Annotated in this window: 9 protein-coding genes and 3 pseudogenes; all 12 read right to left on the reverse strand. The window is 75.2% G+C overall.

What is annotated here, in order from left to right; genetic code table 11:
* Nucleotides 1–2,320, reverse strand: a pseudogene (locus BJF88_RS14465) (chromosome segregation SMC family protein); the annotation flags it as partial.
* Between the two features lie 141 nt (nt 2,321–2,461).
* Nucleotides 2,462–2,914 carry a nucleoside-diphosphate kinase gene (gene ndk / locus BJF88_RS14470; RefSeq protein WP_075829325.1) on the reverse strand — a complete coding sequence of 151 codons (453 nt, stop codon included), beginning with the start codon at nt 2,912–2,914 and terminating at the stop codon, nt 2,462–2,464.
* Between the two features lie 54 nt (nt 2,915–2,968).
* Nucleotides 2,969–3,592 carry a DUF4233 domain-containing protein gene (locus tag BJF88_RS14475; protein ID WP_083649163.1) on the reverse strand — a complete coding sequence of 208 codons (624 nt, stop codon included), beginning with the start codon at nt 3,590–3,592 and terminating at the stop codon, nt 2,969–2,971.
* A pseudogene (locus BJF88_RS14480) lies at nt 3,474–5,150 on the reverse strand (MDR family MFS transporter). Before BJF88_RS14480 ends, BJF88_RS14475 begins: the two are co-directional and overlap by 119 nt.
* 247 nt (nt 5,151–5,397) lie before the next feature.
* Nucleotides 5,398–5,523: a hypothetical protein gene (locus BJF88_RS22390; protein ID WP_255372056.1), complete on the reverse strand. Its 126-nt coding sequence runs from the start codon at nt 5,521–5,523 to the stop codon at nt 5,398–5,400.
* Nucleotides 5,520–6,068: a TetR/AcrR family transcriptional regulator gene (locus BJF88_RS14490; protein WP_075829328.1), complete on the reverse strand. Its 549-nt coding sequence runs from the start codon at nt 6,066–6,068 to the stop codon at nt 5,520–5,522. The genes BJF88_RS22390 and BJF88_RS14490 overlap by 4 nt, the downstream gene beginning before the upstream one ends.
* 69 nt (nt 6,069–6,137) lie before the next feature.
* Nucleotides 6,138–6,911, reverse strand: a complete 774-nt coding sequence (gene dhaM / locus BJF88_RS14495; protein WP_255372057.1) for a dihydroxyacetone kinase phosphoryl donor subunit DhaM — start codon at nt 6,909–6,911, stop codon at nt 6,138–6,140.
* A 5-nt stretch (nt 6,912–6,916) separates the two neighbouring features.
* Nucleotides 6,917–7,563, reverse strand: a pseudogene (gene dhaL / locus BJF88_RS14500) (dihydroxyacetone kinase subunit DhaL).
* 75 nt (nt 7,564–7,638) lie between these two features.
* Entirely contained in the window at nt 7,639–8,634 is a 996-nt protein-coding gene (gene dhaK, locus BJF88_RS14505; protein ID WP_075829330.1) for a dihydroxyacetone kinase subunit DhaK, read from the reverse strand.
* A 152-nt stretch (nt 8,635–8,786) separates the two neighbouring features.
* Nucleotides 8,787–9,545, reverse strand: coding sequence for an ABC transporter ATP-binding protein (locus BJF88_RS14510; protein ID WP_075829331.1), 759 nt, complete (start codon nt 9,543–9,545; stop codon nt 8,787–8,789).
* A complete protein-coding gene (locus BJF88_RS14515) occupies nt 9,542–10,543 on the reverse strand; it encodes an iron chelate uptake ABC transporter family permease subunit (RefSeq protein WP_222844017.1) in 1,002 nt (333 codons plus the stop codon). The genes BJF88_RS14510 and BJF88_RS14515 overlap by 4 nt, the downstream gene beginning before the upstream one ends.
* Nucleotides 10,533–11,486 (reverse strand): ABC transporter permease (locus tag BJF88_RS14520; protein ID WP_369824632.1); only part of this gene is annotated, 954 nt, incomplete at its 5' end. The genes BJF88_RS14515 and BJF88_RS14520, both read right to left, overlap by 11 nt.

The following is an 11,486-nucleotide window of genomic DNA, read 5'->3' on the forward strand; positions in this document are numbered from 1 at the left end:
GGACACGGTCTCTCCGCTGCTCGGGGGCCTGCTCGGCCGTCTCGAGCCGGGCGACGAGCTCGTCCAGCACGCCGCGCGCGTCCTCGAGCCCCTCGGCCGCCGTGGCGAGCGAGGCGCGCACGCGGTCCGCCTCGGCCGCCGCCGAGCGTGCGGTCGCCCCGAGGTGGCCGAGCTTCTCCGCGACGGCGGCGAGCCGCGCGTCGGACTCGTTGAGGCGTTCCAGCGTCTCGTCGTAGCGCTCGCGCGCCGCGTCCCGGGCCGCACGCGCCGCGGCGAGGCCGAACCGGGCGCGCTCCGCGCGCGCGACCGCGTCGGCGTGCGCGGCGCGGGCCTCCTCGAGCGCCGACTGCAGGTGCAGCACGCTCGGGGCCGACGCCGACCCGCCCCACGCGCGCGTCGTGCCGAGGACGTCGCCACCGCGCGTGACCGTGAGGACCCCGGGCACGGTCGCGAGGACCGCGCGCGACTGCACGAGGTCCTCGACGACGACGACGTCCGCGAGCAGGGCGCGCACGGAGCCCCCGAGCCCGCCGCGGCGGTGACGACGTCGACGGCCCACCGGGCCCCCGGCGGCAGCGCGGCGTCCGGGGCCGCCCCGCGCTCGGCGTCGGGGCGCCCGGCGACGACCATGCCCGCCCGGCCGGCGTCCTCGGTGCGCAGGTAGCGCAGCGCGTCCACCGCCGCGTCCACCGACTCGACGGCGACCGCGTCCGCGGCCGGCCCCAGCGCGGCGGCGATCGCGTCCTCGTAGCCGGCCTCGATGCCGAGCAGGGCGGCGAGCGACCCGACGACGCCCACCTGGTCGGCCGCGAGGAGCGCCCCCGCGCCGTCCTTGCGGTCCAGGCCGAGCTCCAGCGCCTCGATGCGGGCGCCCAGGAGGCACGGTCCTGGTCCGCGGCCCCCGCCTGCTCCTGGAGCGTGGTGACCTCGGTCGTGGTCCGCTCGACCTCGTCCGCCGCCGCCTCGTGCTCGGCGTCGAGGCCCTCCTCGCCCTCCTCGACGCCGACCACCTGGGTCTCGAGCACCGCGAACTCGGTGCCGGCCTCGGTGCCGCGCCGCTCCGCCTCCGCGAGCGACGCGCGCAGCCGTCCGATCTCCGCCTCCGCCGACTCGACGCGCGTGCGCTGCGCGGCCACCTGCCCGGCGAGCCGCGCGAGGCCCTCCCGGCGGTCGGCGACGCCGCGCAGGAGCGTCGCGACGGCGCGCTCCGCCTCGCCGGCCGCGGCCTCCGCGTCCTCACGGACCGAGACGCGCCCGCGAGGGCGGCGCGCGCCCGCGCCACCTCGGCCTCGAGCTCGGCCTCGGTCGCGCGGACGCGCTCCGCCTGCCGTTCGAGCTCGTCGGGGTCCTGGCCGCGCTGCGCGGGCTCCGGGCGGCCGAGCAGGCGCAAGCGCTCCTCGGCCAGGGTCTGCGTCCCGCGCAGCCGCTCGCGCAGCGACGACAGCCGGTACCACACGTCGGTCGCGGCGCCGACGGCCGGGGCGGCCTCGGCAGCCTCGCGCTCCTGCGCCCCGAGCCGTTCCCGCGCCGCGGCGAGCTCGCGCTCCACCTCGGCCTGCTGCGCCCGCAGCGCGGCCTCGTCGGCGATCTCCTGCTCGAGCGCGGCGACGAGCTGGGCGAGGTCGTCCGCGAGCAGTCGTGCCCGCGCGTCGCGCAGGTCCGCCTGGATCGTCGCCGCCTTCCGGGCGATCTCGGCCTGCCGGCCGAGCGGCCCGAGCTGGCGCCGGACCTCCGTCGTGAGGTCCGCGAGGCGCGTGAGGTTGGCCTGCATCGCGTCGAGCTTGCGCAGGGCCTTCTCCTTGCGCTTGCGGTGCTTGAGGACGCCCGCCGCCTCCTCGACGAAGCCGCGCCGGTCCTCCGGGGTCGCGCGCAGGACCGCGTCGAGCTGGCCCTGGCCGACGATGACGTGCATCTCGCGCCCGAGACCCGAGTCGGACAGCAGGTCCTGGATGTCGAGCAGGCGGCACGGCGACCCGTTGATCGCGTACTCGGAGCCGCCGCTGCGGAAGAGCGTCCGGGAGATCGTCACCTCGGTGTAGTCGATCGGCAGCGCACCGTCGGCGTTGTCGATCGTCAGCGACACCTCGGCCCGGCCGAGCGGCGGGCGCCCCGCGGTGCCGGCGAAGATGACGTCCTCCATCTTGCCGCCGCGCAGGGTCTTGGCGCCCTGCTCCCCCATCACCCACGCGAGCGCGTCGACGACGTTGGACTTGCCCGAGCCGTTCGGCCCGACGACGCACGTGACACCGGGCTCGAAGCTCAGCGTCGTCGCGGAGGCGAACGACTTGAAGCCCCGGAGCGTCAGCGTCTTGAGGTGCACGGGCCGAGCCTAGTGCGGCCCTCCCCCGATCCCGCGCATCCGCGGGCCTCTCGGGCCGCCTGCCTCCACGGCGGACGACGGAGAGCCGACGCCGGCGCAGGCGTCGGCGGAGGTGACGCCGCGCCCGGGAGACGACGCGCGTCAGCCCAGCTCGGGGAACCAGAGCGCGATCTCGCGCGCGGCGGACTCGGGCGAGTCGGACCCGTGCACGAGGTTCTGCTGGACCTTGAGGCCCCAGTCGCGCCCCAGGTCGCCGCGGATCGTGCCGGGCGCGGCCTCGGTCGGGTTCGTCGCGCCGGCGAGCGAGCGGAACCCTGGGATCACGCCCTCGCCCTCGGCGACGACGGCGAGGATCGCCCCGGAGAGCATGAAGTCGACGAGCGGCTGGTAGAACGGCTTGCCCTCGTGCTCGGCGTAGTGCGCGGCGAGCAGCTCGGGCGTGGCGTCGAGCAGCCGGACGGCGGCGAGGGTGTAGCCCTTGGTCTCGATCCGGCGCAGGATCTCCCCGGACAGGCCGCGGCGGACGCCGTCGGGCTTGACGAGGACGAGGGTGCGCTCGATCGTTTCGGTGACTGCAGGTGCGACGTCGGTCATGGCGGCGAGCCTACCGGGCGCCCGGCCCGCGCTCCGCCCGCGCGTCGGCGCACGTCAGCCGGCGTTGGGCGCGGTCTCCGGGTGCGCGGCGTCGTACTCGGCGCGTTCGCGGTCGATGCGGTCGCCGAGGCGGATGGAGACGATCCAGAGCGCGACGAAGATGCCGCCGACGACGAACATCATGGGGACGACGAGCCCGAGACCCAGCACCGGCACCTGCACGACCGACCCGGCGACGTACCCGCCGGGGGTGCCGACCATCCGGGAGAGCACGACGAGGACGACGGCGAGCGCTCCCCCCACGACCCAGATCGAGGCCGCGCCCGGGAGCTCGAGCGGCCCGCGCGAGTACGGGACGTCGCGGAGCCCGTAGGCGACCAGCGTCGCGAACAGCACGAGGAAGGCCTCGAGCAGCAGCGTGGTCGACGCGAACTGCACCTTGGCGGGCCTCTTGGGCCTGATGCGGTCACCGGGCGACGGGCGCACCGGCCCCGCCGCGCGGCCGTGACGGGACGACGGCGCCGCGGGGTCGGGTGTCGACGGGGTCGAGCTCACGTCGTCAGGATACCGGCGCGTCGCCGGGCCGGGCGTCGTCCGCCGGTACGGGGGCCGCCGGCGCACCGGCGTCCCGCTCCTGCGAGCCGACGACCGCGACGACGGGCTCGTCGTCCGGCGCACCGGCGGCGACCGCGGCGGCGCGGCCCGGGCCCGCGACGGCCTCGCCGCGCGCGACCATCCCGCGACGTCCGACAGCGCGACCTCCTTGAGGAACAGCGCGAGGACGAGGCCGAGGGCGACGAGCGGGACGAGGTACCAGAACGCGGGCGCGAGCGCGTCGCCGAACGCGTCGACGACCTGCGTGTGCACGGGCTCGGGCAGCTGCGAGACGACCTCGGGCGTGAGCGACGACCCGCCGTGGGCACCCGCGGGGGCGCCCTGCGGGACGGCGAGGATCCCGTCGAGGCTGTCCGTGAGCCGGGCGGTGAAGATCGTGCTGAAGAGCGCCGTGCCCACGGCCACGCCGATCTCGCGGAAGAAGTTGTTGGCGCTGGTCGCGGTCCCGATCTCGCGGGGGTCGACCGCGTTCTGCACCGCGATGACGACCGTCTGCATGACCAGGCCCATGCCGGCGCCGAGGACGAAGATCATCGCGCCGAACAGCCACATCGACATGTCGCCGGTGATGGTGGTCAGCCAGACGAGCCCGGCGGTCGTCACGGCGAGGCCGACGACGGGGAAGACCTTGTACCGCCCGGTGCGGGTGATCGCGAAGCCGGACGCGATCGAGGTCAGCATCACGCCGGCCATCATCGGGAGCATGAGGTAGCCGGACTCGGTCACGCCCGCACCCGTCGCCATCTGGAGGAACGTGGGCAGGAACGCGAGGGCGGAGAACATCCCCATGCCGAGGACGAGGCCGATCAGCGTGGCGATCGTGAACGTGCGGTTCCTGAACAGGTGCAGCGGCAGCAGCGGCTCGGCAGCGCGGTTCTCGGCGACGACGAACGCCGCGACCGAGACGAGCGTCAGGACGACGAGGCCGCTCAGGCGCGGGTCGGACCAGTCGTACCCCGTGCCGCCGCTGACCGACTCCCAGCTCGCGACGAGCACGATGCCGGACGTCGCCAGCACCATGGAGACGATGCCCGCGACGTCGACCGGGCGCTCCGAACGCCGCGACGGCAGCCGCAGGGCGAACCAGGCGACGGCGAACGCCGCGACCCGACGGGGATGTTGACCCAGAAGGCCCAGCGCCAGCCCGGCCCCTCGGTGAACCAGCCGCCCATGAGCGGGCCGAGCACGGCGGAGATGCCGAACAGCGCACCCATCGGCCCCATGAACTTCCCGCGCTCCTTCGCCGGGACGATGTCCGCGATGATCGCCTGCGACAGGATCATGAGCCCGCCGCCGCCGAGCCCCTGGACGGCACGCCACGCGACGAGCTCGGGGAAGGACTGCGCCATGCCCGCGCCGGCGGACGCGACGGTGAACAGACCGATCGCGACGAGGAACGGCCAGCGCCGGCCCCACAGGTCACCGAACTTGCCGTAGAGCGGCATGACGATCGCGATGGCCAGCACGTAGGCGGTGATGACCCAGCCTGGTGCTCCACGCCGTGGAGCTCGCCGACGATCGTCGGCATCGCGGTCCCGACGATCGACTGGTCGAGCGAGGACAGGAACATCGACGCCATGAGGGCGCCGAAGATGACCCACACGGTGCGGGGCGTGAGCACGACGAGCGGAGCACCGCCGTCGGTCGGCGACGCGGGCGCGGCGGTCTGAGGGCTGGCCATGAGGGGTTCCACTTCGTGTCGGGACGGGCTGCGGCACGCGACGGCGTGCGACGCGCCCCGCCGTCGGGGTTCGGGAGGGACGAGGGCTCGAGGGGTCGCGCGCCCGTGAGGGGGCGCGCGGGGTCGTGAGGTCGAGGCGCCGGAGGCGCAGGCGGGGCGGCAGTCCGGGGCGGTGGCCGGGGGCGGCTCAGCCGCCCGAGTCCGGGGCGAGGAGGGAGCGCAGCTGCTCGACGACGTCGCCCAGGTGGTCGGCGGGGGTGCCCCGGCCGTCGTCGCGCTGCCACGCGAGGGCGCTCGCCCGGACCAGGCTCATGACGACGAGGGCGAGCAGCTCCGGGTCGGCCGCGAACGGCCGCACGGCGCGGCGCGCGGCGAAGAGCTCGACCATCCCGCGCGGTGCTCCTCGATCCAGGCGACGTGGCGCACGAGGAGGCGGGGCTCGCGCGCGACGAGCTCGAGCGCGGCGTGCATGCGCTCGGGCGAGACCGCCTGGTGCTCGAGCAGGTCGCCCACGAGGTGCGCGACGTCGTCGAGCAGGACGCCGGTGGGTCCGCCCTGCACGAACGCGGCGGCCACGTCGGGCGCGACCTCGAACGGCTCGAGGCCGAGCACGGCGTCGTCCTTCGACGGGAAGTAGTTGAAGAACGTGCGCGGCGAGACCCCGACGGCCTCGCAGACGTCCTCGACGGTCACGCCGTCGAGGCCGCGCTCGAGCACGAGGTGCTGCGCGGCGTCGACCATGTCGTCGCGGCGGCGGCGCTTCTTGCGCTCGCGCAGCCCCTGGGCACGGACGTCGTCGTCCGGGGCCAGGCCGCTCACGAGGGAGTGCCCGGCGACAGCGGCGCGCGTGGAGGTCATGGCCACATTCTGCAGCGGATGCAAAGTTGCATCAACTGCAATCTTCGATGACGTGGGTCACACGCCGGCTCAGACCTCGCCGAACCCGTCCTCGACCGCCGCGACCACCGCGTCGAGCGCCTCGCGCGCCTGCGGCCCGTCCGCGGTGACGGTGAGCTCCTGCCCCTGGGTCGCGCCGAGCTTCATGAGCTCGAGGACGCTCGCGCCGTTCACGCCGTCGATCCGCACGCTCGCCTCGAAGCCGGCGATCATCCGCGCGAGCACGGCGGCGGGACGCGCGTGCAGGCCGAGCGGGTTGCGCAGCGTCACCCTCGCGCCCCCCTCGCCGTCGCCCTCGTCGCCCCGGCCCGAGACAGCACCGGTCGGTCCCGGCGTCTGCGCACCCGGGCCGCCGTCACCGCCGCCGGTCGCGGAGGACGGGGCGAACGTCCCGCCGGCGTGCTCGGCCGAGGCGAGCACCTCGGCGAGGTCGCCGCCGCCGTGCGCGGTCACGGCGGCCGCGACCGCTCCCTCGACGAACGGTGCGTCGGCGAGCGCGACCCGCCCGTCCAGGTCGTCCTCGACGTCGAGGACGGACTCCACGGTCATGACGGCGGAGCCCAGGTCGGCGAGCACGACCACGCCCCCGGCCGCCCGCAGCGCCTCGGCGACGGCGCCGGAGACCCGGTCGTAGCTCGTCCCGAGACCGCCGTCGTCGGTGCCCCCGGCCGCGAGCAGGAGGACGCCGGGCGCCATCTGCGCCGCGAGCTCCACCGCGCCCTGGGCGAGACGCTGCGAGTGGGAGACGAGGACGAGGGCGATGCGGGAGCGGGCCGGCGCGGCCGTCGCACCGGCGGGGGCCACGTCCGTCACTCGGACGCCCCCGTCCCCGTCGCCGCGTCGCGGGCCGCCTCGAGCAGGATCGCCGTGGACGTCGCCCCCGGGTCCTGGTGCCCGGCGCTGCGCTCGCCGAGGTAGCTCGCGCGCCCCTTCGTCGCGACGAGCGGCACGGTCGACTCGGCGCCCGCGCGGGCGGCGCGGGCCGCCGCGGCCAGCACCTCCTCGGTGGACCCGCCGCCGTCCGCCGCCGCCTCGGCCGCGTCGACCGCCGGCTGCCACGCGTCGACCATCGTCTTCTCCCCCACGACGGCCTTGCCGCGCGCGGTGATGCCTCCAGCACGCCCTCCAGCAGGGCGACGACGCCCTGGGCGTCGAGCTCGGGCAGGCCCGTGACCTTCGCGGCGCGCAGGTACGCGGTGCCGTACAGCGGGCCGGACGCACCGCCGACCGACGACATCAGCGTCGTGGCGACGAGCTTGAGGACGTCGCCGATCTGCGGGGGCGCCTCCGCGGCGTCGAGCTTCGCGACGACGGCCCGGAAGCCGCGGTCGAGGTTCGCCCCGTGGTCACCGTCGCCGATCTGCCGGTCCAGCTCGGTCAGCTCGTCCTTCGCCTCCGAGATCCGCTCGGCGCTCAGCCGCGCCCACCGGTCGGCCCAGGCCACGTCCAGCGTCATGCCCCACCTCTCCTCGCCCACGGGCCGGCGGTCGGGCCGGCCCCGGAGACCCTCCGTCCACGCGACGACCGACCGTCACCAGCGCAGCGCAGGCGTGCGGACCGTGGCGTCCCACAGACGGGTCCGCTCGTCGTCCAGGCGCAGCACCGTGACGGACGCGCCCTGCATCTCGAGCGACGTGACGTAGTTGCCGACGAGCGACCGCGTGACCTGCACGCCGCGCCCCTCCAGCAGCCTCCGCGCTCGACGATAGACGACGTACAGCTCGGACAACGGGGTGCCGCCCATTCCGTTAACGAACAGCAACACGTCCTCGCCCGACGCCAGCCCGAGGTCGTCGGCCACCGGGTCGAGGAGCATCCGCGTCACGTCGTCCGCGGGCGCGACGGGGATGCGGTGGCGCCCGGGCTCGCCGTGGATCCCGATGCCGATCTCGAGCTCGTCGTCCGCGAGGTCGAAGCTCGGCCTGCCGACGTGCGGCACCGTGCAGGCGGTCAGCGCGACGCCCATCGACCGGACGTTCGCCACCACGCCGCGCGCGACCTCGGCGACCGCGTCGAGGTCGTCGCCGCGCTCGGCGGCGGCCCCGGCGATCTTCTCGACGCACACCGTGCCGGCGACGCCGCGGCGCCCGGCGGTGTAGAGGGAGTCCTCGACCGCGACGTCGTCGTTGACCAGCACGCTGACGACCCGGGTGCCCTCGGCGTCGACGAGCTCGACCGCGGTCTCGAAGTTCAGCACGTCGCCCGTGTAGTTCTTGACGATCGCGAGCACGCCCGCGCCCGAGTCGGCGGCCTGCAGGGCGGGCGCGACCTGGTCGGGCGTCGGCGACGTGAACACGGCGCCCGGCACCGCGGCGTCCAGCATGCCGAGCCCGACGAACCCGGCGTGGAGCGGTTCGTGGCCCGATCCGCCGCCGGAGACGAGGCCGACCTTGCCGGCGACCGTGCCGCCGGCGCGCGTGACGTACGGCGGGTCGAGATGGACCTCGACGAGGTCGGCGTGGGCCTCGCCGAAGCCCTCGAGGGACTCCGCCACCGCGTCCTGGGGGTCGTTGAGCAGCTTCTTCACCGTCGTTCCCTCCCTCGAGTCCGGCGGCACCCGCCTCCCCGCCGGTCCAGACGGCCGGAGGGCGGTCCGCTGGGACCATGAAACACCGCAGGGGGCAGGAGTGCACGACGGCGCCCCGGGGCGCGCGCGACCGCCCGTCGGCGCGTGCGCGCTCACACGTAGTAGAGCGCCACCCGGTTTCCGTCCAGCACGTGCACGTCGACGTCGGTGCCGTACACGTCGCGCAGCACCTCCGGCCGCACGACCTCCTCGGGCGTGCCCTGCGCGACGACCCGGCCGTCCCGCATCGCGACGATGCGGTCGGACCAGCACGACGCGAAGTTCACGTCGTGGAGCACCGCCACGACGGTCTTGCCGAGGTCGTCGGCCGCGGCGCGCACGAGCCGCATCATCCCGCGCGCGTGGCGCAGGTCGAGGTTGTTCAGCGGTTCGTCGAGGAGCACGTAGCGGGTGTCCTGGGCGAGGACCATCGCGACGAACGCGCGCTGGCGCTGGCCGCCCGAGAGCTCGTCGAGGTACCGGCCGGCGAGGCCCTCGAGGTCGAGGTACTCCAGCGCCGCCGCCACGTGCCGCTCGTCCTCGGGCGTCGTCCGGCCCCGGGAGTGCGGGTAGCGTCCGAACGTCACGAGGTCGCGCACGGTGAGGCGCACGGTCAGGTGGTTGTCCTGGCGCAGGATCCCCAGGCGCCGCGCGAGGACCGGACCCGGCGTGGTCCGCACGTCGTCGCCGTCGACGGTCACGCGCCCGCCCTCGGACGGCAGCAGCCGCGCGACGACGGACAGCAGCGTCGACTTGCCCGCGCCGTTCGGCCCGATGACCGACACGACGCCCCCGGCCGGGAGCTCGAGGTCGACGCCGTCGACGACGACGGTCGTCCCGTACCGCTTCGTGACCTGCTCGACCCGGATCATCGGCGCCTCCCGGCGGCGACGAGCATGGCGATGAACACGATCCCTCCCAGGAACTCGACGACGACGCTGAGCACGGCGGCCTGCCCGAGGACGTGCTCGAGCACCGTCTGGCCACCGACGAGGACGACCACGGCGAGCAGGCTCGCCGCGGGCAGGTTGACGACGTGGCGGTGCGACCCGGTCAGCACGTAGGCGAGGTTCGCCACGAGGAGGCCGAAGAACGTCACGGGCCCGACCAGCGCCGTGGAGGCGGACACGAGCACCGCCACGACGACGAGCGCGCGCAGGACCGCGCGCCGGTGGTCGACGCCGAGCGCGACGGCCGTCGGCCGGCCGAGCGCGAGCACGTCGAGCTCGCGGTGGCCGCGCAGCAGCACCGCGACGCCCGCGGCGACGAGGACCGCGGTCGCGAGGAGCAGGCGCTCGTCGAGCGTGCTGAAGCTCGCGAAGAGCCGGGACTGGAGCACGGTGAACTCGTTCGGGTCGAGCATGCGCTGGAGCAGCGACGAGACGCTGCGGAACATCGTGCCCAGGACGACGCCGACGAGGACGAGCAGGTGCAGGCTGCGCCGCGCACCGCCGAACAGCCAGTGGAACAGCGCGGTCGAGAGCACGACCATGACGACCAGCACGACGCCGAACTGCGCCGTCGCCGGGACCGCGGCCAGCGCCAGGCTGCCGAGGGTGAAGACGGCGACGGTCTGCACGAGCTGGTACAGCGCGTCGAAGCCCATGATCGACGGCGTGAGGATGCGGTTGTCGGTGAGCGTCTGGAACACGACGGTCGAGGCCGCGATCGCCACGCCGACGACGACGAGGCCCGCGAGGCGCCGGCCGCGGAACGGCAGGACGAAGTCCCAGCCGCCGTGGACGCCGACGACGAGGTAGGTCGCCGCCGCGGCGAGCGCGAGCACCGCGAGCACGGCGAGGACGACGACCTCGCGGCGTCGTCCCGGGGCGGAGGCCGCGCGCACGGGCGCGAGCAGGTCAGCCGACACGCGCGGACCTCCGCAGCAGGAGCCACAGGAACGCCGCGGCGCCGAGCACGCCCATGACGACGCCGATGGGGATCTCGTACGGGTAGCGCAGCACGCGGCCGAGGACGTCGCACACGAGCACGAGCCCCGCCCCGAGGAGCGCCACCCACGGCAGCGAGCGGCGCAGGTTGTCGCCGGTGAGCAGGCTCACCACGTTGGGCGCGACGAGACCGAGGAACGGCAGCGACCCGACGACGACCACCACCACCGCGCTCGACGTCGCGACCACCGCGAGCCCGACGGCGAGCACGAGGCCGTAGCGCAGGCCGAGCGACGTGGCGACGTCGCGGCCCATGCCCGCGACGGTGAACCGGTCGGCGGCGACGTACACCACGACGACGAGCGCGGCGACGGTCCAGAGGAGCTCGTAGCGACCGGCGACCACGCCGGAGAAGTCCCCGGTCATCCAGGCCGACAGCGTCTGGAGCAGGTCGTAGCGGTACGCGAGGTAGGTGGACACGGCCGCGATCACGCCCGACAGCATGATGCCGACGAGCGGGACGGTGACGATGGAGCGGACCGGCACCGCGCGGAGCACGAGGAGGAACAGCGCCGTGCCGGCGAGGGCGAAGACCGCCGCGACGGCGAGCTTGCCGGGCACGGCCAGACCGGGTGCGACGAGGGTCACGACCAGCAGACCGAGCCCGGCGGACTCCGTGGTGCCGACGGTGGACGGCTCGACGAACCGGTTGCGCACGAGCATCTGCATGACGACGCCGGTGACCGCCATCGCGGCGCCCGCGAGCAGCACGGACGCGGTGCGGGGCAGGCGCGAGAGCAGCAGCAGGTCGCGCGCGTGGCCGTCGTCGGCCCACAGGGACGCCGGCGTCACGTCGCTGACGCCGACGAACGACGACGCCACCGCGGCGAGCAGCAGCACGACGACGGCGCCGCCGAGCACGGC

The organism is Cellulosimicrobium sp. CUA-896, from assembly GCF_001942335.1.
Taxonomy (GTDB): domain Bacteria; phylum Actinomycetota; class Actinomycetes; order Actinomycetales; family Cellulomonadaceae; genus Cellulosimicrobium.